Here is a 21,867-nt window from a genome sequence, read left to right as displayed (position 1 = left end):
CGCGGGAGGAACCAATGATCAGACGGCTGACCCCGAAAGTCGACATCCGCAATGTGGATGGCCGGTACAATCTTCGCTGGGGAATCTATTTCCTCGACGGACTGACTTTCGAGGAGTCGGAAATCGCCCTCGATCAGATCAACGCCCGCACCTTCGACCCGTCCCGATGGAAGGGTTGCCGCAGCCGCATCAGTTTCACGCGCGAGGAAAAGCCGGCAAGAGGCCTTGGCGGTCACGCTGCCTGATGCATCTATGTCAGGCAACCATTCCCGTAACGGAGACAGGACATGAGCGGTTTGGAATCCATTCGTGAACATATGGAAGTGATCGGCGCCGATGGGGTCCATGTGGGCAGGGTCGATCGGGTCGAAGGCGAACGCATCAAACTGACCCGGGAAGAAAATCCCGAGGGCCACAAGGGCCACCATCATTACATCTCGGTCGGGCTCGTTGCCGATGTCGAAGGCGACAAGGTGCGCCTGTCGGCAAACGGCGACGTGGCGGTGACGTTCGAGGAAGAAGAGAGCGGCAAGGGCATCTGAGAGGTCTTTCCCACCGGGTTTTTCAAGGGGCTGCCGCGCATTGCGACAGCCCCTTCTGATTCCTTTCAGGCCTGACCCTTCACCTGTTGGCGTAGGCGACAGGCCATTAAGGGTGAGCCGGTTCAACCCTAGAGCCAAGAGACCCCCGGCAGCGCCGCCGCTAGCTTTGGTGACATGCGCATCTTATCCGAATCTCAAATTCAGGCGCTGCGCCATCTGGAGCAATCGCCCATCCTTGTGTCCCGCAACGACCAGCGTTGGCACGGCCTGCCGCATGGCATTCGCACGCTGCGTACGCTGGAGCAGCTTGCGCATGCCGGTTTCTGCCGTTCGTCCTATGACCAGGCGCGCCAGGCCATCACATTCACCATCACGCGTGCCGGCCGGCAGGCCATATCGGCAATGGAAGAGCGACAGGATCTGCGGCAATCGCGCGGCGGCGAAACAGCCCGTTAACTGCCCTTCCGCCAGTATGGCGGCCTCATAGCAGCGGGGCCGACCGGAATGAACGACGCCGTCAGGAAACTTGCCCAGTCCATGCTGGATGCGGAGCGGGAAAAGCAGGCCTGGAACGCGGGCCGCTTCGCCTTTCGGGAGCGCGGCGAGATCGCCATGAACCCCAACCCTGCCGGCTCCCACGAGCACGGCTTGTGGGCGGATGGCTTCGCCTACGAGCGCAAGCGCGGCGCACCCCGGATTCGCGCGGCGAACGCGCCGGAAGGCACGGAACCGTCCGCCTGAGATCAGACGCCCAGCCGCGCAGCCAGCGGGAGTGCGCGTTCGAAAAACGCGACGGAGTCAAGAAAACGGACAAGGTCTTTGCCGGCATGAAGCCGCGCCGCCACGCGTCCCAGGCGGGCCCCATGACGAACGGGCCTGCGCAGGCTCGCAAGCACCTTGAGCGTCTCGGCAGGGGCACCGGCGCGGTATACGTCGAAGGCCTTTTGGGCCGTCGCCGGGTTCATGGCCAGCGCCACGACCTGTGTAAACAGCAATAACGTATCGCGCGCCTGCGCACAGGCCACCGACATGACAGCCTCGGGCTCTTCCTCGAAGTCGAAGAACAGCACCTGCCCATCCACCAGCGCCATGTCGCGCGGATGCGGCCGTCCGTGGCACACCCCCGCCGCATGGGCTTGCGACAGGGCATCCGCAGCAAGCACGAGAAGATCGTCGTGGCGTTCCGCATGCCCGGCCGCCCGCAACGCGTCCATGCGCGCCATCAAGGTCTCGCCGGCATCCGCCACCGCAAGCCGGGTGACGGACAGCCTCTCCATGTCCGGCACGGGAACACCGGAGGTGGCGAAGGCATGTCGTTTGCGCAACTCGCGGTCGACCAGTCCGGCTGCGTCGACGGATGGGGACGGGCGCAGGAGCTCGAGCCGGATGAACGCGGAAACAAGACGATGGAAGCGTTGCCCCGCCGTTACCGTCTCGACGCTGAAATCCTTGATCCAGACATCCACCCCGCCCCGACGCGCGCGGACAAGGCGCTGGCCGGACCTGCCCGCCGGCGCGTGCCGGCGCGTAGTGATGGACACATTCTGAAAAGCCACAGCCATCCCCTGGCATTGTTCCGGGAATGGCTGAGAACTCTATCTAAGGTTGCGTTTCGTCAAGTGTGATGACGCTTTTATGACGGCCGTGTGGCAGCTTTACCAGAGCTTGGTACCCTTGGGCTCCGGCCAGTCGTCGTCCTTGTCCGGATCGTCGTCCGTGTCGGCGTCATCGCCGGTGTCGTCGTCCGTGTCCTCGTCCTCTTCCGGCATGTCCTCGCCGATGAGCGACGGATCGTTGGGACGGCCGCGGAAGCGGTTGTCGAGGCGCCGCACGGCATTGGTCAGGACGTCGACACGCTCCTCGGGACCGGCATCATCGGGAAGCTCATGCTCGGTTTCAGATCTCTTGTCAGCCATGTCGGCCTCCTTTTCGACATCCCAGAAATTCGCGGCCTGTCGTCAAGGTTCCCAAGTGGCGATATCAACTGCGCCGGCGGCAGGGCCAGTTCCAGTCGCGCTGCTTGCCGGTGTCGATGTGGATGGCAGCCGTATGGCAATAGGTGCCGACGCCACCACGTGTGGGAAGAGAGCGCACATAGCGTGCAACCTCGACACCGCTGACCCCCGGAATATGGAAATCGGCAGCCTTGCACGCCATGTGCATGGAGGCCTTGGCGCCGCCGACGCGGCGGTTGTGTGGCGGCGACCGGTAGCCCGAAGTTATGACGGCCTTCTTGCCGAAGCGGCTTTCGACCTGCCGGAGCATCCGCACCAGATCGCTTCCGAAGCAGCTTGTATTCACATCCTCGCGGGCGACCATAAGTCCGCTGGGTGCCAGCCGGGCCATGCCGCCCAACGATGCGATCTGATATTCACCGCCGATATCGTCAAGAAGCTCCTCGCTGTCGACGGACGCTCGCTTGCCTATCTTGAACAGCGAGGATGCGTCCACCCCGGGGAGCTCCGCACTGGGAGAAGGCTTGCCCATGCCGTCGGTATGGGTCACCACGACGCGCGAAGCGACGGCCTCCGCGACGGCTTCCGGCTCCGGCTGCTCGGTTTCGGCGCGCTGCGACAGCGCGGCGAAAAGCGAGGTGTCGGCCTGCCGCTCGGGCTGCGCCGGCGGCGAGTATGCCGCAAGCGCTTCGGCCGGCCGCCCGGGCACCGTCGCCGATGCCCGGCTCAGCAGGGCCTTCTCTGCTGAGGCCGCCGCCGGCTGGACGGGCGTGGCGGCGGAAGGGTCTGCGGGCTGTTCAATGGCCGACGGTTCCTTGTCGTCCTGCCCTTCCGGCTTGAGCTCCGCCGTTTCGACGGCAGGTTCCGTTTGGACCGGCGCTGATGTGTTGAACCCGAAGGCGGACGTATCGTCGATTGCGGACATGCAACCGGAAAGCGCGGGAAAGGCGATGATGCCCATTAGGACGACGCCGTTGCGCAGGGCCGACCGCAGGCCCGAAATACCATGTCCGATCAAGATCCGTTCCACCCTCTGGCATGCCGGCCGCCCCAGAGGCAGAGCATGCATTAACGGCACGGCTTCTACGCCGCTCCTGTCCCCGCGCAGCGCCGACATGGGCCGGCTGCCGCGCTGTATGCCATGAGCATTCGGGCCGAATTCCGGCCCGATCAACCGGAAGTTAACCCATAACGCTTGCGCGAAACAATAGCGTTACCAGACACCGGTGTTCTGCATGGAGGCCCAGGGCTCCGCCGGGGCCTTTGCCTCGCCCTTCTGCAGAAGCTCGATCGATATCCCCTCGGGCGAGCGGACAAAGGCCATGTGTCCGTCGCGCGGGGGACGGTTGATGGTGATTCCGGCCTGCTGCAGCCTGGCGCAGGTGTCGTAGATATCGTCGACCTCGTAGGCGAGATGCCCGAAATTGCGGCCGCCCGAATACTCTTCCGGATCCCAGTTATAGGTCAGCTCGACCAGCGGCGCCTTGTTCTGACGGGCGGCCTCGATGTCGTCCGGCGCGGCCAGGAAAACCAGCGTGAACCGGCCCTTTTCGTTTTCGATCCGCCGCACCTCGGTCAGGCCGAGGGCGCCTTCGTAGAACTCAAGGGCCTTGTCGATGTCGCTGACCCGGACCATCGTATGAAGATAGCGCATGATACCCACTTCCCTGTATGCGTTGAAGGTTCGCCGCCACAAGTAGAGCGTCCCCCGCCGCGCGGCAAAGATGGACTGCATCGCACGGCGGCAAACCATACGCCAGGCTTTCGGCGCGTTGGAAGCGGGGGATGCGCGCACCTTGCCTTGCCACAAATCGCCGATATGTGCGCAGGGATCGGGCACACGGCCTACGCGCTGACAAAACGGCTTGGCGCGTGGCCGCATTCATGCTTGATTCGGCTTGGACAGCACGGCGGACCTTTGTGATGACAGAACGCGCATCCTCTACCGAACGGGAGCTGCGACCGGAGGCGGGTGGCGTGGACAGCATCGTCGTATCCGGCCACATCAAGTGGTTCGATATCGCAAAAGGCTTTGGGTTCATCGTGCCCGACGATGGCCCGGGCGACATCCTGCTGCATGTGACCTGCCTTCGGCGGGACGGATATACGACGGTCAGCGAGGGCGCGCGCATCGTCTGCGAGGTCCAGCAGGGCGAGCGCGGCCTGCAGGCCTTCCGCATCCTGTCCATGGACCAGTCCACCGCCACCCACCCGTCCCAGATGCCGCCGGCCCGAACCCGCCTGAAAGTGGAGCCGACCAGCGATCTGGAGCTGGCCACCGTGAAGTGGTTCAACCGCACCAAGGGCTATGGCTTTCTGTCACGCGGCGCGGGCACGGAAGACATTTTCATTCACATGGAAACGTTGCGGCGCTATGGCATGACCGAACTGCGCCCCGGCCAGGAAGTGTTCGTACGCTTCGGCAACGGGGCCAAGGGCCTGATGGCAGCCGAGATCCGGCCGGCCTCGGGGGCGGGCAACAGGGTAGAGCATTGATGTCATCCACCACCGAGGGGCGTCGTAACCGGCTGATCGCCGGCGCCTTCATTCTCGTTCTCGCGGTCGTCTCCTATTTCGTCTTCACCTCCGGCTCCATCGGGTCCACGGCAACCCTGCTCACCGGCAGCGGCGCGCATCGCATCTCCGTCGAAATCGCCGATACGCCGGAAAGCCGGGCGACCGGACTGATGAACCGCAACAGCATGGATGAAGACCACGGCATGCTCTTCGACTTCGGAGAGACGCGCGAGGTGTCGATGTGGATGAAGAACACGCTTATCCCCCTCGACATGCTCTTCATTCGGCAGGACGGCACCGTCGCCCGGGTCGCCCGCCATGCAACGCCCCTGTCGCTGACGCCCATCCCCTCCGGTGAGCCGATACGCTACGTGCTCGAGTTGAATGGCGGTGCCGCCGCCGAATACGGCGTAGAGCCGGGTGATCGCGTGCACCACCCGCTGGTTGGAAACGGGGCCAAATAAGTTTTCCGGGCGGGTTGCGTCGGAAAACGACTCACCCTATACACCCTCGTGCCGCGCCCATCGTCTAGCGGTTAGGACGGCGCCCTTTCACGGCGCAAACAGGGGTTCGATTCCCCTTGGGCGTACCATATTCCCATTTTATTCCAGTATGCGGCTTACAGGCCGCGATTTCGGTCGCAGGTGGTTTTACCGGCATCCTCGGTCCCGACGGCGTTCGGCGGTCTCGGCCATCCTCGGGATGGCGGCAGGCTCATGGGCCTGCCATGCCGTGGCCTTCTCAGGCCTGCCAGGCCAGGCGCCTCGCTCGCCAGCGCGGATAAAGAATTCCCACCGCCAACCCGCACAGCACCAGTCCTGCCGCTCCAAGCTTCCACGCCGGTAGCGGCTCGCCCAGACGGGATGGCGGCAGGCTCCCAGGCCTGCCATGCCGGGGCCTTCTCAGGCCTGCCGGGCCAGGCGCCTCGCTTGCCAGCGCGGATAGAGAATTCCCACCGCCAACCCGCACAGCACCAGTCCGGCCGCTCCAAGCTTCCACGCCGGTAGCGGCTCGCCCAGAAAGGCGTAGGAAGCACCCATGCCGAAGACAGGCACGAGCAGCGCCAAAGGCGTCACCGTCGCGGCGGGGTAACGCCCCAGCAGGAAGGCCCACGCGCCGTAGCCGAACATCGTATTGCCCACGCTTTGCCAGAGCACGGCTGCCCATGTGTAGGGATCCGCATTGGCAAGCCCGGCGCGGATGGCGGGCCATCCTTCCAGCATGAGGCTGAGCGCGGCGAGCGGCGGGATGGCGAACAGGCAGGACCAGACCACATAGGGGAGCATGTCGGTGACCCCGCTGCGCTTGGCGACGATGTTGCCGCTGGCCCAGCACATCGCGGCCACCAGCACGAGACACAGGCCGAGAAGGCTCGTATCGCCGTCCGTATTGAGTGCGATGACGACGATGCCGCTGGCTGCAAGCAGCAGCGCCGCCCATTGGAAGCCGCGCACCTTTTCGCCCGTCAGCACGATGGCGAGCCCGATCGTGAAGAAGACCTGGCATTGAATGACAAGCGAGGCCAGCCCCGGCGAAATGTGCCCCCGCATGGCCATGAAGAGGATGCCGAACTGGCCGGCGCCGATCAGGATTCCGTAGGCCGCCAGATTGCCGGGCGCGGTCCGCGGGCGCGGCAGGAAGAAGACCAGCGGAAAGGCCGCCAGCACGAAGCGAAGCGTTGCGAAGAGCAGCGGTGGCAGGTGATCCAGCCCGATGCGGATGATGACGAAGTTCGTTCCCCACACCGCGACGACGCAGAGGGCCAGGAACAGGTGCCGCAGGGGCATGGTCGATGCGCTCATGCAAAGCGCTTTACGCCCGAACCTTAACCAAAGCCAAGCAATTCTAACGAATGGCGAAACAGGCCGTTAAGCGCGATGCCCTACCCTGCCCGCATGATAAGAGTTGCCAAGCAGTATCTGTTGCTCGCGCTTGTCCTGCCGCTGGCTGCATGCGCCTCCGCACCCACCAACACCGCCAATAGCTGTGCGATCTTCCAGCAGAAGGGTGGCCTCTTCAATAATTGGGAGCGCGCCGCCGAGCGTACCCGCCAGGAGTTCGGTGTACCCGTGCCGATCCTGATGGCGACGATCCAGGCCGAATCCAACTTCGAGGCGCGCGCCCGTCCGCAGCGCACCAAGCTTCTGGGGTTCATTCCATGGAAGCGCAAATCCACGGCCTACGGCTATGCGCAGGCGCTTGACGGCACCTGGGAAGAGTACAAGCGCAGCACGGGGCGAAGCATGGCCCGCCGCAGCGATTTTTCCGACGCGATCCATTTCGTCGGCTGGTATCATTATACAAGCCATCGGCGGAACGGCATCAGCCGCACCGACCCGTACAACCTCTATCTCGCCTATTACTCGGGGCATGCCGGCTATGCGCGCGGCAGTTGGCGCAGCAACAGCGCCATACAGGGCGCGGCGCGCCGCACCGCTACGATGGCCAACCGGTACGAAGCGCAATTGCGCAATTGCCGATAGCGGCGTTCCGGTCCATACCGGAACACATGAAGCTGAAGATCCTCGTCAAGGTCGCCGCATGGGGCGCGCTCGCCCTCATCGCCTTCGTGACGCTGAGCCCCATCTCCATGCGGCCCGTGTCCTCCGCGCCGGTCAATATCGAGCGGCTCGGCGCCTATCTGGTTCTGGGCGTCCTGTTCGGTGCAGCCTACCCGAAGCGCATTCCGCTTGTGCTGGGCCTGCTCGTGGTCGGGTCGGTTGGCCTGGAGGTTTTGCAGAACCTCGTTCCGGGCCGTCATGGCCGGGTGGACGATGCTCTCTTCAAGGCGGCGGGGGCCTGCCTTGGCGCGCTTGCGGGCAGTGCCATCGCCCGTATACGCGCCCTGCGCCTTACATGAACAGGAGGATCAGCGTCAGGCCGAAACCGGTGATGAACACGGTTCCGATGGCGCCCAGCGCCAGCGGGCGAATGCCCTTTGCGCGCAGCTTGCCGATGTCGGTTTCCAGTCCCATCGCCGCAAGAGCCGCGGCCAGCAGGAAACTCGTTGCGGTGACGATGCCGGAGTGAATGTCGGCCGGCACGCTGACGACGCTGTTCACCAGCATCATCGCGATGAAGCCGAAGACGAACCAGGGAACGGGGACGCCGGCGCCGCCTTGCGGCTCGCTGCGCGCGCGGCGCATCTGCATGAAGCCGAGGGCCAGGATGAGCGGCGCCAGCAGCATGACGCGGCTGAGCTTGGCAACCGTGCCGAACTGGCCCGCAACCTCGCCCCCTTGAAAGGCCGCCGCCACGACCTGAGCGACTTCGTGGATGGTTGCACCGGCCCACAGGCCGTACAGATTGGGAGCAAGGTCCAGCATCGGCGCCAGCACCGGCAGTAGCAGCATGGCGATGGAGCCGAACACCGTCACGCAGGCGATGGCGTAGGCGACGTCCTCTTCATGGGCACGCGTCACCGTATTGGTGGCGATCACCGCCGAGGCGCCGCATATGGATGTGCCCGCCGCGATCAGTTCGGCCAGCTTGCGGTCCACGCCGAGCGCGCGCCCGGTAGCCTTGATGAATACGAAACTGGAGACGAGCGTCGCGACGATGATTGCAAAGCCCGTCGGGCCGATTTCCATCACCTGCCAGATCGTGAGTTGCATGCCCAGCAGCACGATGGCGAAGCGTAAGACGCGCCGCAGCGAAAAGGTGATCCCCGGCTTGGCGATGGCGATGGGGCCCGCCACGTTCCGGATGGCCATGCCGAGCACGATGGCCACGATCAGAGGGCTGAGCGCCGCGATGCCCGACAGACGCTGGACCAGAAGCGCGACAAGCGCGATGCCGAATGTCAACGCAAGCCCCGGCAGGATCGACGCCAGAAAACGCAGGACGTCATTTTGCCTGACAGCGGGCAATACGGGTGCTGTTTTGCGTATATTTCCGGGATGGCGGTCGATTGTCATCGTCAAATGGTCCGATCGTGGAAAATCCATCCAAATGTGCTGCGCCCCTATCAACAAATCCAACGGATAATTATTCTCGTTTCGATCGATTTTATCGATAGGTGTACGCATGACGCTCGAACAGCTGCGCATTTTCCTGGCCGTCGCGCATAGTCAGCACATGACCCGCGCAGCCGCGGCGCTCAACCTGACCCAATCCGCCGTCAGCGCCTCGGTGGCGGCTCTTGAGGCGCGCTACGCCGTCCGCTTCTTCGACCGGGTCGGCAGGCGGATTCAACTGACGGAGGCCGGCCGGCATTTCGTGGACGAAGCACGGGCGATCCTGGCGCGGGTGGAGACAGCGGAGCTTTCGCTGGCCGACTGGAGCGATCAGGTGATGGGCCGGGTGCGCATCCATGCCAGCCAGACGGTTGCCAGCTACTGGCTGCCGCCGCACCTGGTCCGGCTGCGGACGCTGTATCCGCGTGTGCAGGTGGAACTGACGGTCGGCAATACCCGGCAGGCTGCCCATGCTCTCCTGCAGGGCGAGGCGGATATCGGCGTGGTCGAGGGCCTGGTAGACGAGCCCGCTCTGAAGGCAACCAAGGTCGCGGACGACGAATTGTGCCTTGTCGTGGGGATCGGGCACCCCTGGGCCGGGCTGAAACGCATCGACACAGGGCGCTATGGCGAGACGGATTGGGTGCTGCGCGAACCGGGATCCGGCACGCGCGCCCGTTTCGAGGAGCATCTCGCCAGCCACGGCATTGCCCTGCATCGGCTGCGCGTCATGCTGGAAGAACCTTCCAACGAATCCATCCTCGCCGCCGTGATGAGCAGCGATGCGGCCAGCGTGCTGTCGGGCCGGGCTGTGGAACTTGCCGTGGCGGCCGGCCGCGTGCGGGCCATCGCCATCCCGCATATGGGCCGGGCGTTCACGGCGCTCCTTCATCGAGAGCGGCACCACACGCGGGCCACCCGAAGCCTGATGGACCTTCTGGTGGCGCGCCAGGGGGATGGATCGCTTCACGGCGTAATGCGTTGAGCCTCCATTCGGCGTAGGACGGGGAACGGGCTTTTGCGGAATCATCGGAACAGCCGGACAGCGGCGAACTGGGCGGGCATCGCGGCTGGTATCGCCTCTATCGCATCCATCGGCGCAATCGCCTGGACGGTCGGCCAGGATGTACGCAACGCCGAACGACAGACCCGAACGCCGAACCGCCACGACCCGCTGGCCGATCCGCATGGCCGCCAGGTGATACGGCCGCAGCAGATCCCGGCCAAGGGTTGGAAGGATATCCTGTGGCGCACCGTCCAGGAGTTCATGAACGACCGGCTGATGCTCGTTGCGGCGGGAGTGACCTTTTATGCCCTGCTGGCGATCTTTCCGGCCATCACCGCTCTCGTCTCCATCTATGGCCTGTTTACCGATGCGGCGGCGCTCAACTCACAGCTGCAGGTGCTCAACGATGTCCTGCCATCGGGCGCGATGGAGATCATCGGCGAGCAGATGCAGCGCGTTGCCAGCAAGGGCACAAGCCAGCTCGGATTCGGACTTGTCTTCGGTCTCGGCATCGCGCTGTGGAGCGCCAATGCCGGCATGAAGACGCTCTTCGATGCGATGAACATCGTCTACGAAGAGGAAGAGAAGCGCAGCTTCGTGGTGCTGACGCTGGTCACGCTCGGCTTCACCCTTGCCACGATCCTGTTCCTGATACTGGCGCTCTCCGGCGTCATCCTGCTGCCCCTCGTCCTGGATTTCCTGCGCCTTGGCCCTGTCGAAGGCTGGCTCCTTCTGTTGCGCTGGCCGATCCTTCTGGCCGTCGTCGCGGGCGGGCTTTCGATCATCTACCGGTTCGGGCCCAGCCGTGTCCGCGCGCGCTGGCGCTGGGTTTCCTGGGGCGCCGTGGTGGCGGCTGTCCTGTGGGTGGCGTTCTCCATCGCCTTCTCCTGGTATGCGCAGAATTTCGGCTCCTATGACGAGACCTACGGCTCGCTCGGTGCTGCCATCGGCTTCATGACCTGGATGTGGGTATCGGCCATGGTGGTGCTCCTGGGGGCGGAGCTGAACGCCGAGATGGAGCACCAGACCGCGCTGGACACGACGAAAAGCCCTCCGAAGCCGATGGGCATGCGCGGCGCACGGATGGCCGATACGCTGGGCGATCCGGCCTGAGGCGCTCTCCGGCGGCCAAGTTGACACGTTGATTCATGAATACTAGAGCCTGCCGGTAGACATTACGGTGGCCATTCCATGCTCAGACGTTTCTTCGCCTATTATGCTCCGTGGAAAGGCCTTTTCGCTGTCGATTTCGGCTGTGCCGTGTTGGCTGGCCTTCTGGAACTCGGCTTTCCCATCGCGGTCAAGCTCTTCGTGGACGACCTGCTCCCCCGTGGCGAATGGGGGCTGGTGCTGCTGGCAACGGCGGGGCTCCTGGTCCTGTATGCGGTCAATACCGGGCTGATGGCCGTCGTCACCTATTTCGGGCACATGCTGGGCATCAACATCGAAACGGAGATGCGCGCGCGCGCCTTCGACCATTTGCAGAAACTGTCCTTCGGCTATTTCGACAACAATAAGACGGGCCATCTGGTGGCCCGCCTGACCAAGGATCTGGAAGAGATCGGCGAGATCGCCCATCACGGGCCCGAGGACCTCTTCATCGCCATCATGACCTTCATCGGCGCCTTCCTGCTGATGCTGTTCATTCATCCGCCGCTGGCGATGATCACCGCCGTCATCGTGCCCTTCGGCACCTGGCTGACCGCGCGCTACGGGGCGCGCATGGCCGATACATGGCGCGCCATCTACCGAAGCGTCGGCGACTTCAATGCCCGTATAGAAGAGAATGTCGGCGGCATCCGCGTGGTGAAGTCGTTCACCAACGAAGAGCACGAGCGCAATCTCTTCCGCGAAGACAACATGCGCTATCGGGCCCGCAAGCTGGATGCCTACCGCATCATGGCGGCCAGCCAGTCGCTCAACTACATGTCGATGCGTCTGACCCAGATCATCGTGATGGTGGCGGGAACGTGGTTCGTCGTCCGGGGCGAATTGACCATCGGCGGCTTCGTCAGCTTCCTCCTGCTGGTCAACGTCTTCTTCCGGCCCGTGGAAAAGATCGCGGCCGTGCTGGAAACCTATCCGAAGGGCATTGCGGGCTTTCGCCGCTACCTCGACTTTCTGGACACCCGGCCCGATATCGTCGACCGGCCGCATGCCCGTGAGCTGCAGGGCATAAGCGGCGCGGTCAGCTTCAACCGCGTGCATTTCGCCTATGTCCCCGGACGGCCGGTTCTGAACGGCGTCGACCTGGCCGTGCAGCCCGGCGAAACGGTGGCCTTCGTCGGCCCTTCCGGGGCCGGCAAGACGACCATCTGCTCGCTGGTGCCACGCTTCTACGATGTGACGAGCGGCTCCATCACCATCGACGGCATCGATATCCGCGACATCACCATGGCGTCCCTGCGCCAGCATATCGGCGTGGTTCAGCAGGATGTGTTCCTGTTCGGCGGCAGCGTCCGCGAGAACATCGCCTACGGACGGCTCGACGCCACCGAGGAGGACATCCTGGAAGCGGTGCGCCGCGCCAATCTGACGGAAACCGTTGCCGCGCTTCCGGAAGGCCTGGATACCATCGTCGGCGAACGGGGGGTGAAGCTGTCGGGCGGGCAGAAGCAGCGCCTGTCCATCGCCCGCATGTTCCTGAAGGATCCGGAAATCCTCATTCTCGACGAGGCGACATCGGCGCTCGACACGGAAACCGAGCGCGCCATCCAGGGCGCTCTCGCCGAATTGTCGCGCGGGCGAACCTCGCTCGTCATCGCGCATCGCCTGTCCACCATCCGCCATGCCGACCGCATCGTCGTCATCGACAAGGGCCGCATCGTGGAACAGGGCAGCCACGATGCGCTCGTGGCGAGTGGCGGACACTATGCGCGTCTCAGCGCCGCGCAGGACGCCCTGCCCCCGTTCATGCAGGTTGCCGAATAGGCAGCGGCGAACCCGCAACAGCGCAACCGAATTCGTCCGGGCCACAATTCCACGGCCGGCGACGCCATGGTTAACTCAAACCTGTAGTTGAGTTTACCTGGGGGCGTTGATGATTCGGCATGGGGGCACCGGGGCCTATCGCGTCGTCCTGCTCGGCACCACCATGCTGGTCGCCCTGCCGGCCTATGGCCAGTCCGCGCCGCCATTCGACATGTCCGGGGAAGCCGCCGCCGCTCCGTTCGCCATTACCGACAGCGACCTTGTCGTCTACTCGGGCACGCAGAGCGCCGGCGAGGACAGCATCACGCGGAATACCGGGCAGGCGGTGGAGTTTCGCGATTCCTCCACGGCCGGCAATGCAGGCATCATCACCAATGCCGGCGGCGCCGCGCGCTTCCTCGACGCCAGCAGCGCCGGCACCGCCCGCCTGGCGAACAATGGCGAAACCGCCTTTGCCGGGTCCGCCAGCGCCGCCGACGCCGACATCGTCAACAACAGTTCGGGCCAACTGACCTTCGATGGCGCGGCCACTGCGGGCAACGCGCGGATCGGCAATAGTGGCTTTGCCGCTTTCCGAGGCAATGCCAGCGCCGGCAACGCCAGTATCACCAACAACCAGAGCGGGCGCATCGAGTTTTCCGCCAATGCCGATGCGGGCTCCAACCTTCTGGCCAACAGCGGCACGGTGACCTTCGCTGGCGCAAGCTCGGCCGGAACGCGCTTCATCGCCAACAATATCGGCGGATCGGTCGCCTTCACCGACAGCGCCACGGCGGCCGGCGCGGATATCGGCAACAGCGGCACCCTCGGGTTCGGCGGCCAGTCCAGCCTTGCCGATGGCACCATCGTCAACAATGCGGGCGGTGCGGTGCGCTTTTCCGGCTCGGCCTCGGCAGCCGGCGGCGAGATCGCCAATGCGGGGACCCTCGATTTCGTCGACAGCGCCGATGCCGGCACCGCCATCATCCTGACGCAGACGGGAGGGCGCACGATTTTTTCGGGCAACGCCTCGGGCGGGCTGGCCGAGATGCGGCTCGACGATGGTGCCGTCATCGACATTTCCGGGCTGGTCAATGGCGGCACCAGCTTCGGGTCACTGCTCGGAACCGGCCAGGTCCTGCTGGGCGCGAACCGGCTGACGGTCGGTGGCAATGGCCTCGACACCGCGGTCGGCGGCCTTGCGGACGGCGGTGTGGCCGGAGGCACGGGCGGCTCCTTGCAAAAGGTCGGACCCGGTACGCTGCGGCTTCAGGGCGCCAACAGCTATACAGGAGCCACCATCGTCAGCGGCGGCGTACTGCAGGCGGCCAATGCAAACGCCTTCGCGCCCTTGTCGGCCGTCATGGTCGGATCGGGCGCGCTCTTCGATATAGCGGGCTTCGACCAGACGGTCGGCTCCCTTGCCGGCGACGGCACGGTCGACCTCGCCGCCAATACGCTGACCCTCGGCGGCAACGGCACGTCCACCGATTTTTCCGGCAGCTTCACCGGCGCCGGCGGCTTCGACAAGGTTGGGGCCGGCACATTCCGCCTGTCCGGCGACAGCGCGATCTTCGGTGCCTCCCGCGTCAGCGCCGGCACAGTTCAGGTGGACGGCGCCCTGGCGCTGTCGCCGCTGGACGTCGGCGCCGGGGCAACCCTTGCGGGCACGGGCACGGCAGGGCCGACACGGGTCGAGCCGGGTGGCGCCATATCGCCGGGACCGGGCATCGGCACGCTGAAGATCGCCGGCGATCTCGGCCTGTCGCCAGGCGCCGTCTACCGCCTCGACAATGGCGAGGGTGCAGCCGACGCCATTGCCGCGACGGGCGCCGCGGCCATCGACGGCGCCACCCTGGCCCTTACCCAGACAGGGCTTTACCTGCCGGGCGCCACTGCCACCATCCTGACGGCAGAGGGCGGCGTCGCCGGCACCTTCGGCTCGGTGGTGGAGGATTATGCCTTTCTCACCCCCGTGCTCTCCTATGGCCCCGGCGCGGTGACGCTGGGCCTGTCTCGCAATGCGGTGGCTTTTGCCGATATCGGAGAGACGTTCAACCAGCGCAATGCGGGCGCAGGGCTGGATAGCGCCCCCGCCATTAATCTTGCGCAACGGGCCGTCCTTTCCGGTAATGCGGACAATGCGCGCGCCGCCTTCGACCAATTGTCCGGCGAAATGCATGCCTCGATGCGTTCCACGCTGATCGCCACCAGCCGACAGCTCGAACGCGCCATGCTGGACCGTGGCCGCGCGCCGGCCGCCCTGCAGCCCGGCGCGGACGCAGCATTCGTGTCGCGTCCCGCCGGATGGGCGCGCGCCTATGCGGCACACGGCACGCAGGATGGCGACGGCAACGCGGCCGAGACGACGCGCGATGTTTCGGGTGTCATGGGCGGCGTCGACGCAACGGTGGGGGACACCGTCCGGCTCGGCTTTGCCGCCGCCTATGGCCAGGGCTCCGTCGATGTGGACCGACGCGGCTCCAGCGCCGACGTCGACAGTCTTCTGGTCGGCCTTTACGGCGGCGGCGGCTTCGGCAATTTCGGCCTCAGCGCCGGTGTCTCCTATGGCTGGCACCAGATCGACGCGGCAAGAAGCGTGAGCTTTCCCTTCTTTGCGGACACGCTTGCGGCGGAATACGACGCCAGCAGCGCCTCCGCCTTTATCGAGGCGAGCTATATGGTCCAGGCCGGCCGGCTGCGCCTTGAGCCCTTCGCCGGCCTTTCGCATGTGATGGTCGAAACGGAGCGGTTCGCGGAAAGCGGCGGAGACGCTGCGCTCACGGCGGAAAAATCGCGCGACCAGGTTACCTTCACAACGCTCGGGCTGCGTGCCGGCCTGCCCATATCCCTCGGCTATGCCATGCCGGGCGAAGTCCACGCCCGGGCGGCATGGAACCATGCCTTCGGGGATACGACGCCGCAAACGCAGTTGTCGTTTTTGGGAGGGCTGCCGTTTACGACACAGGGTGTGGGGCTGGCCGAAGACACCGTCTCGATCGAGGCGGGCCTGCGCCTGTTCCTGTCCCGTCAGCTCGCTTTCGGCCTGACCTACCAGGGCGCCTTCGGTGACGGCGAAAGCGTGCATGGCGGCCTCGTGAACGTCGCCTACAGGTTCTGACGACGCCGACATCGCAGCGATGACGCCAAACGCCGGGCGCCAGACGTCGTCCCCCGTTTGACAGCCGCAAACGGTCTTCCGCCATTGAGTGTCGACAAACGTCAGGCCGGCAGGGTTGCGGACAGCCGCTCCGCCGCCTGCCGAAGATGCGGCAGAAGCGACCGCGCCTTCACCAGATCGAAGCGCGGCACCGGCCCGTGGCAGGCCACGGCGGCCAGGATGACGCCGCGCTTGTCGCGCACCGGCACCGCAATGGCGCACAACCCCTCGAGGAATTCCTGATCGTCGACGCTGTAGCCCTGCGCTGCGATATGGCGGAACTCTTCTTCCAGGGCGTCGACGCTGGTCAGCGTGTTGGCCGTATGCCGGCCGAGATCCAGCGCCTCGAGCATCCGGCGCCGCTGTGACGCGCGCATGGCCGACAGGAACAGCTTGCCGCTCGCCGTGCAGTGCATGGGCACCCGGGAGCCGACATCGAGATGCATGCGCAGCGGCCAACGCGCCTCGACACGGTCGAGATAGACGGCGCTGTCGCCGGCGCGCGCCACGAAGTTGCAGGTTTCGCCCGCGACCTCCACCAGTTGTTCCAGGATATGGCGCCGTTCGGCGCTGGTGGAATTGCGCACCGTATCGAAGGCCAGCCGGGACAGTTTCGGCCCGGGCGCGAAGCTGCGTCCGTCCGGTTCCCGCAGCAGCCACCCCTCGATTTCCAGGCGCTGGCACAACCGGTGAACCGTCGGCTTGGGCAGCGACAACCGATCGCACAATTCCGGCGCCGTCACCGATGCCCCCTCGCCTGCGATGGCGGACAGAATATCCAGCGCCCGCAACATGGCCGATCCAGACTCTTTCTCTTCCATGCCGTCTCCAAAAAAATTCGTCTCTCGAAAAGCCCGCATTGGCAGGGGTTTTCAAGCGCGCACCAAGCCCTTTGCGACATATATCTCATTTAGTGAGACGATGCATCTCAAAAATTGATTGACTCGCATTTCATCGCGGCGCAGGTTTCCGTTCGCAGGGAGGAAACTGCACATGCATATCGATCGGGAATTCGACTACGTCGTCGTCGGCGCGGGGTCGTCGGGCTGCGTGCTCGCCAGCCGCCTGACGGAAGACGGCCGCAGCACGGTAGCCTTGGTGGAAGCCGGCCCGCGCGACACGAATCCATGGATTCACGTTCCCATCGGCTACGGCAAGACGATGTGGAACGACCGGCTGAACTGGCGCTTCAACACGCAGGCCGAGCCGACGATGAATGGCCGGAGCATCTATTGGCCACGCGGCAAGGTGCTTGGCGGCTGCTCTTCCATCAACGGGTTGATCGTCATTCGCGGCCAGCGCGAGGATTATGACGGATGGGCGGAGCGCGGCAACGCCGGTTGGGAATGGGACGCGGTCCTGCCCTATTTCCGCAAGCTCGAAACCAATACGCGCTTCGCCGGAGATGCACTGCACGGGCAGGACGGCCCCCTGCACGTCAGCAGCATTCCCCGCCGGCATGAGCTGATCGAAGCGGTCTGCGACGCGGCGCAAGCCTGCGGCATACCCCGCACCGACGATTTCAACGGCGCCTCCCAGGAGGGGGTCGGATACTATCAGCTGACAACCCGCAACGGCCTGCGCATGAGCGCGGCCAAGGCCTATCTGCGCCCGGCCGAACGACGCCCGAACCTGACCATCCTGACGGAGACGCAGGCGATGGGTCTGGTGTTCGAGGGGCGGCGCGCCACGGCGCTATCGGTGGTGCACAAAGGCGCCTCCACGACGATCCGCGCACGGCGCGGCATCGTCCTTTCGGCCGGCGCCGTGCAAACGCCGCATCTCCTCATGCTTTCCGGCATCGGGCCGGCCCGGCATCTGGCGTCCCTCGGCCTGCCGGTGGTCGCCGATCTTCCGGGCGTGGGAGGCAATCTGCAGGATCACCTGCAACTGCGGCTCCTGTATCGATGCACGCGGCCCGTCACGACCAACGATCAATTGCGCTCGTGGTCCGGCAAGCTGCGGATGGGCCTGGAATACGCGCTGTTCCGGGGTGGTCCACTGGCCATCGGCATCAATCAGGGTGGGCTTTTTACCCGCGTCCTGCCGGAATCGCGCACGCCCGACATCCAGTTCCATATCGCCACTCTGTCGGCGGACATGGCTGGCGGGCAGGTCCACGACTACCCCGGGTTTACGCTGTCCGTCTGCCAGTTGCGGCCGGAAAGCACCGGCTCGATCCGCCTGGCCTCTCCCGATCCGGCCGACGCGCCGCTGATCCAGGCCAACTATCTGGCCGCCGACACGGACAGGCGCTGCGCGGTCGAATCGTTGAAGTTCGCCCGGCGGCTGGCGGCGACCGAACCGCTGGCAGGTTATGTCGCGGAAGAGAAATTGCCCGGACCGGACGTGCGTACGGGAAGCGACCTCCTGGCCTTCGCCCGCCAGTACGGCGCGACGATCTTCCATCCCGCAGGCACTTGCCGGATGGGTCCGGAAGGGGATGCCGGCGCCGTGGTGGACGCGCGGCTCCGGGTGCGCGGCGTGGACGGCCTCTGGGTGGCCGACTGCTCGATCATGCCGACGCTCGTCTCGGGCAATACGAACGTCCCCGCCATCATGATCGGCGAAAAGGCGTCGGACATGATCCGGGAAGACTGGAACAACCAAAACACGATCAATGCTGGGAGGAAACAAGAATGGCAGAGGGAACTACAGACCGCCAGTTAAGGCGGGTCATCGGCGCCAGCGTCATCGGCGCCACCATCGAATGGTACGATTTCTTCCTGTACGGAATCGTCGCGGGCATCGTCTTCAACAAGCTGTACTTTCCGGCCGACGATCCGGTCGTATCCATTCTGCTGGCGTATACCACCTTTGCCATCGGCTTCGTGGCGCGGCCGGTCGGCGGGCTGATCTTCGGCCATTTCGGCGACAAGCTCGGCCGCAAGAGCATGCTGGTCATAACGCTCATGATCATGGGCGTCGCCACCGTCGCCATCGGCCTCCTGCCGACCTACGACCAGATCGGACTTGCCGCGCCCATCCTGCTGCTGCTGCTGCGGATCGCACAGGGCATCGGCATCGGGGGCGAATGGGGCGGCGCGGTGCTGATGGCCTACGAATACGCGCCGGAAAACAAGCGCGGCTATTTCGCCAGCCTGCCGCAGATCGGACTGGCGCTCGGGCTCTGCCTCGCCTCCGGCGTCACGGCGCTGATGTCCATGCTGCCCGACGAGCAGTTCATGGCATGGGGCTGGCGCGTCGGCTTCATCGCCAGCGTGCTGCTGGTGGTCGTCGGCATGTATATCCGCCTGAAAGTCCACGAGACGCCGGAGTTTCAACAGGTCAAGACCACGAAGAGCGAAGCGACCATTCCCTTCATGGACATGATCCGCACCTACCCGAAAAACGTCATCCTCGGCATGGGCGTGCGCTATATCGACGGCGTCTTCTTCAACGTGTTCGCCGTCTTCTCCATCGTCTACCTGTCCCAATATGTCGGCGTGGAACGCACGTCCGCCCTGTGGCTGGTGACGATCAGCGCCTTCATCATGATCTTCACCATCCCGTATTTCGGCAAGCTCTCCGACAAATGGGGTCGGCCGAAAACCTATGCAGTCGGCTCGCTGCTGCTGGCGCTGTCGGCCTACCCGGCCTTCTGGCTCTTCTCGTCCGGCTCGCTGCCGCTGATCGCGCTCGGCATCGTCGTGCCCTTCGGCATTCTCTACGCCATGTGCTACGGGCCGGAAGCGGCGCTGTTCTCCGACCTCTTCGATGCGCGGGTGCGGTACACGGGAATATCCTTCGTCTACCAGTTCTCCGGCATCTTCGCGAGCGGCATCACCCCCATCATCGCCACATGGCTTCTGGCCAGGGGCGACGGCTCGCCCTGGCTGGTCTGCGGCTACGTGGTCTTCGCGGCCCTCGTCAGCATGGTATCGGCCATGGCCATCCGCGTGCCGAAGCCATCGGCCGCGCCAACGCCCCAAGCGCCCTACGCCCCCTCCGCGACGCCGCAGGGCCTTCGCTGAGGCGTCGGGGGGCGGCCATGCCGCCCCCCCGCATCCCGATTCAAGAAAACCCGACAAGGTATTGCACGCCATGAAGATGACGACGGAAGAAGCATTCATCAAAGTCCTGCAGATGCACGGTATCGACCAGGCATTCGGCATCATCGGTTCGGCCATGATGCCCGTTTCCGACCTGTTCCCCGCCGCAGGCATCACATTCTGGGATTGCGCGCATGAAACCAATGCCGGCCTGATCTGCGACGGCTATTGCCGCGCCACCGGGCAGATGGCCATGGCCATCGCCCAGAACGGCCCGGGCGTCACCGGTTTCGTCACGGCCGTCAAGACCGCCTACTGGAACCATACGCCGATGCTGCTGGTCACGCCGCAGGCGGCCAACCGCACGATGGGCCAGGGCGGCTTCCAGGAAGTGCCCCAGATGGCCTTGTTCGAGGACATGGTCTGCTACCAGGAAGAGGTGCGCGACGCCTCCCGCGTGGCGGAAGTGCTCAACCGCGTCATCGAAAAGGCGTGGCGTGGCTGCGCCCCGGCCCAGATCAACATCCCCCGGGATTTCTGGACGCAGGTCGTCGACATCGAGCTGCCGCAGGTCGTCCGGCTGGAACGGCCGGCCGGCGGCGCGCAGGCTATCGCCGAGGCGGCGCGCCTTCTGTCCGAAGCGCAATTCCCGGTCATCCTCAACGGCGCGGGCGTCGTCATCGGCGATGCGATCGCCCAGTCCGCGGCGCTGGCCGAAAGGCTGGATGCGCCGGTCTGCTCGGGCTACCAGCACAACGATGCCTTTCCCGGCAGCCACAGGTTGGCCGTCGGACCGCTGGGCTACAACGGCTCGAAGGCAGCGATGGAGCTGATCGCGAAGGCGGACGTGGTCCTGGCGCTCGGCACGCGCCTCAACCCGTTCTCGACCCTGCCCGGCTACGGCATCGACTATTGGCCGAAACAGGCGAAGATCATCCAGGTGGACATCAACTCCGACCGCATCGGCCTGACCAAGAAGATCAGCGTCGGCATCTGTGGCGACGCCAGGCAGGTGGCCGAGTCCATCCTGGCGCAACTGTCGCCCACGGCTGGCGATGCCGGGCGCGAAGAACGCAAGGCGCTCATCCACCAGACGCGGTCCGGCTGGCTGCAGCAATTGTCGTCCATGGACCACGAGGACGACGATCCCGGCACGGAATGGAACGCGCAGGCACGCACGCGCGATGCCGACCGCATGTCGCCGCGCCAGGCGTGGCGCGCCATCCAGGCCGCCTTGCCGAAGGAGGCGATCGTCTCCACCGACATCGGCAACAATTGCGCCATCGGCAACGCCTATCCGACCTTCGAACAGGGGCGCAAATACCTGGCCCCCGGCCTGTTCGGCCCGTGCGGATACGGCTTCCCGGCGATCATCGGCGCGCGTATCGGCTGCCCCGACGTGCCCGTGTTCGGCTTTGCCGGCGACGGCGCGTTCGGCATCTCCATCAACGAAATGACGTCCATCGGCCGCAAGGAGTGGCCGGCCGTGACCATGGTGATCTTCCGCAATTACCAATGGGGCGCGGAAAAGCGTAACACGACCCTGTGGTACGATAACAACTTCGTCGGCACCGAACTCGACCCCGAACTGTCCTATGCGCGCATCGCGGAAGCCTGTGGCTTCAAGGGCGTGCGCGTGGAGGACACGGCGGCCCTGTCGGCCGCCATTGCGCAAGCAGCAGCCGACCAGGACGCCGGCATCACCACCTTCATCGAAGTGGTGCTGAACCAGGAGTTGGGAGAACCGTTCCGGCGCGACGCCATGAAGAAGCCCGTCGCCGTGGCCGGCATAGACCGCGCCGACATGCAGCCGCAGACGCCGCGCTGAC

The 21,867-nt window shown here is 65.1% G+C and carries 22 protein-coding genes and 1 tRNA gene; 16 read left to right on the top strand and 7 right to left on the bottom strand.

Annotated elements, in window-relative coordinates; translation table 11 throughout:
• The first annotated feature begins 14 nt into the window (after positions 1 to 14).
• The 4 genes from IGS74_RS09895 (at position 15) to IGS74_RS09880 (ending at position 1,283) form a co-directional block, all read left to right on the top strand.
• Positions 15 to 245 (top strand): hypothetical protein, encoded by a 231-nt coding sequence (locus tag IGS74_RS09895; RefSeq protein WP_039189820.1) that lies wholly within the window; start codon positions 15 to 17, stop codon positions 243 to 245.
• A 42-nt stretch (positions 246 to 287) separates the two neighbouring features.
• Entirely contained in the window at positions 288 to 542 is a 255-nt protein-coding gene (locus IGS74_RS09890; protein WP_039189817.1) for a DUF2171 domain-containing protein, read from the top strand.
• 174 nt (positions 543 to 716) lie between these two features.
• Positions 717 to 998: a hypothetical protein gene (locus IGS74_RS09885; RefSeq protein ID WP_192391249.1), complete on the top strand. Its 282-nt coding sequence runs from the start codon at positions 717 to 719 to the stop codon at positions 996 to 998.
• Between the two features lie 48 nt (positions 999 to 1,046).
• The gene (locus IGS74_RS09880; protein WP_192391248.1) at positions 1,047 to 1,283 is read left to right on the top strand and encodes a hypothetical protein; all 237 of its coding nucleotides are present in this window, start codon (positions 1,047 to 1,049) and stop codon (positions 1,281 to 1,283) included.
• A gap of 2 nt (positions 1,284 to 1,285) precedes the next feature.
• Here IGS74_RS09880 and IGS74_RS09875 read toward each other — a convergent pair whose 3' ends face one another.
• The 4 genes from IGS74_RS09875 to IGS74_RS09860 form a co-directional block, all read right to left on the bottom strand.
• Positions 1,286 to 2,098 (bottom strand): serine/threonine protein phosphatase, encoded by an 813-nt coding sequence (locus IGS74_RS09875; RefSeq protein WP_192391247.1) that lies wholly within the window; start codon positions 2,096 to 2,098, stop codon positions 1,286 to 1,288.
• Between the two features lie 99 nt (positions 2,099 to 2,197).
• A complete protein-coding gene (locus IGS74_RS09870; protein WP_192391246.1) occupies positions 2,198 to 2,458 on the bottom strand; it encodes a hypothetical protein in 261 nt (86 codons plus the stop codon).
• Between the two features lie 64 nt (positions 2,459 to 2,522).
• A complete protein-coding gene (locus tag IGS74_RS09865; RefSeq protein WP_192391245.1) occupies positions 2,523 to 3,515 on the bottom strand; it encodes a D-Ala-D-Ala carboxypeptidase family metallohydrolase in 993 nt (330 codons plus the stop codon).
• Positions 3,516 to 3,710: 195 nt separating this feature from the next.
• Positions 3,711 to 4,151: a VOC family protein gene (locus IGS74_RS09860; RefSeq protein ID WP_192391244.1), complete on the bottom strand. Its 441-nt coding sequence runs from the start codon at positions 4,149 to 4,151 to the stop codon at positions 3,711 to 3,713.
• 269 nt (positions 4,152 to 4,420) lie between these two features.
• Between IGS74_RS09860 and IGS74_RS09855 the strand changes: the two genes are divergently transcribed.
• The 3 genes from IGS74_RS09855 to IGS74_RS09845 all read left to right on the top strand — a co-directional run bounded on the left by IGS74_RS09855 (position 4,421) and on the right by IGS74_RS09845 (position 5,606).
• Positions 4,421 to 4,993 carry a cold shock domain-containing protein gene (locus tag IGS74_RS09855; RefSeq protein ID WP_192391243.1) on the top strand — a complete coding sequence of 191 codons (573 nt, stop codon included), beginning with the start codon at positions 4,421 to 4,423 and terminating at the stop codon, positions 4,991 to 4,993.
• Positions 4,993 to 5,478, top strand: coding sequence for a DUF192 domain-containing protein (locus tag IGS74_RS09850; RefSeq protein ID WP_192391242.1), 486 nt, complete (start codon positions 4,993 to 4,995; stop codon positions 5,476 to 5,478). The genes IGS74_RS09855 and IGS74_RS09850 overlap by 1 nt, the downstream gene beginning before the upstream one ends.
• 53 nt (positions 5,479 to 5,531) lie before the next feature.
• A tRNA-Glu gene (locus IGS74_RS09845) sits at positions 5,532 to 5,606 on the top strand.
• Positions 5,607 to 5,916: 310 nt separating this feature from the next.
• Here the strand turns inward: IGS74_RS09845 and IGS74_RS09840 are convergent.
• Positions 5,917 to 6,816 (bottom strand): EamA family transporter, encoded by a 900-nt coding sequence (locus tag IGS74_RS09840; protein WP_192391241.1) that lies wholly within the window; start codon positions 6,814 to 6,816, stop codon positions 5,917 to 5,919.
• A 93-nt stretch (positions 6,817 to 6,909) separates the two neighbouring features.
• Between IGS74_RS09840 and IGS74_RS09835 the strand changes: the two genes are divergently transcribed.
• On the top strand, positions 6,910 to 7,497 hold the full coding sequence (locus IGS74_RS09835) for a transglycosylase SLT domain-containing protein (RefSeq protein ID WP_039189797.1): 588 nt from the start codon (positions 6,910 to 6,912) through the stop codon (positions 7,495 to 7,497).
• 32 nt (positions 7,498 to 7,529) lie between these two features.
• Positions 7,530 to 7,874, top strand: a complete 345-nt coding sequence (locus IGS74_RS09830; protein ID WP_192391711.1) for a VanZ family protein — start codon at positions 7,530 to 7,532, stop codon at positions 7,872 to 7,874.
• Here IGS74_RS09830 and IGS74_RS09825 read toward each other — a convergent pair.
• Entirely contained in the window at positions 7,867 to 8,883 is a 1,017-nt protein-coding gene (locus tag IGS74_RS09825; RefSeq protein ID WP_246723103.1) for a YeiH family protein, read from the bottom strand. The genes IGS74_RS09830 and IGS74_RS09825 overlap by 8 nt on opposite strands.
• A 157-nt stretch (positions 8,884 to 9,040) precedes the next feature.
• On the opposite strand from IGS74_RS09825, the gene IGS74_RS09820 reads away from it, so the two are divergent.
• The 4 genes from IGS74_RS09820 to IGS74_RS09805 all read left to right on the top strand — a co-directional run bounded on the left by IGS74_RS09820 (position 9,041) and on the right by IGS74_RS09805 (position 16,007).
• Complete coding sequence (locus tag IGS74_RS09820) at positions 9,041 to 9,955, top strand: LysR family transcriptional regulator (RefSeq protein ID WP_192391239.1); 915 nt, start codon at positions 9,041 to 9,043, stop codon at positions 9,953 to 9,955.
• Positions 9,956 to 9,988: 33 nt separating this feature from the next.
• Positions 9,989 to 11,089 (top strand): YihY/virulence factor BrkB family protein, encoded by a 1,101-nt coding sequence (locus IGS74_RS09815; RefSeq protein WP_246723102.1) that lies wholly within the window; start codon positions 9,989 to 9,991, stop codon positions 11,087 to 11,089.
• 78 nt (positions 11,090 to 11,167) lie between these two features.
• Complete coding sequence (locus IGS74_RS09810) at positions 11,168 to 12,907, top strand: ABC transporter ATP-binding protein (protein ID WP_192391238.1); 1,740 nt, start codon at positions 11,168 to 11,170, stop codon at positions 12,905 to 12,907.
• Between the two features lie 109 nt (positions 12,908 to 13,016).
• Positions 13,017 to 16,007 (top strand): autotransporter domain-containing protein, encoded by a 2,991-nt coding sequence (locus IGS74_RS09805; protein WP_192391237.1) that lies wholly within the window; start codon positions 13,017 to 13,019, stop codon positions 16,005 to 16,007.
• A gap of 101 nt (positions 16,008 to 16,108) precedes the next feature.
• Here the strand turns inward: IGS74_RS09805 and IGS74_RS09800 are convergent, their stop codons facing one another.
• Positions 16,109 to 16,867, bottom strand: a complete 759-nt coding sequence (locus tag IGS74_RS09800) for an IclR family transcriptional regulator (protein WP_039189789.1) — start codon at positions 16,865 to 16,867, stop codon at positions 16,109 to 16,111.
• Between the two features lie 172 nt (positions 16,868 to 17,039).
• On the opposite strand from IGS74_RS09800, the gene IGS74_RS09795 reads away from it, so the two are divergent.
• The 3 genes from IGS74_RS09795 to xsc all read left to right on the top strand — a co-directional run bounded on the left by IGS74_RS09795 (position 17,040) and on the right by xsc (position 21,866).
• Positions 17,040 to 18,716, top strand: coding sequence for a GMC family oxidoreductase N-terminal domain-containing protein (locus IGS74_RS09795; RefSeq protein WP_192391236.1), 1,677 nt, complete (start codon positions 17,040 to 17,042; stop codon positions 18,714 to 18,716).
• Positions 18,686 to 20,020, top strand: coding sequence for an MFS transporter (locus IGS74_RS09790; RefSeq protein WP_192391235.1), 1,335 nt, complete (start codon positions 18,686 to 18,688; stop codon positions 20,018 to 20,020). Before IGS74_RS09795 ends, IGS74_RS09790 begins: the two co-directional genes overlap by 31 nt.
• 70 nt (positions 20,021 to 20,090) lie before the next feature.
• Complete coding sequence (xsc, locus tag IGS74_RS09785) at positions 20,091 to 21,866, top strand: sulfoacetaldehyde acetyltransferase (RefSeq protein WP_192391234.1); 1,776 nt, start codon at positions 20,091 to 20,093, stop codon at positions 21,864 to 21,866.
• The last annotated feature ends 1 nt before the right edge of the window (position 21,867 follow it).

Source organism: Aureimonas sp. OT7 (assembly GCF_014844055.1).
GTDB lineage: Bacteria > Pseudomonadota > Alphaproteobacteria > Rhizobiales > Rhizobiaceae > Aureimonas > Aureimonas altamirensis_A.
This window is presented reverse-complemented; position numbering and strand designations above follow the sequence as displayed.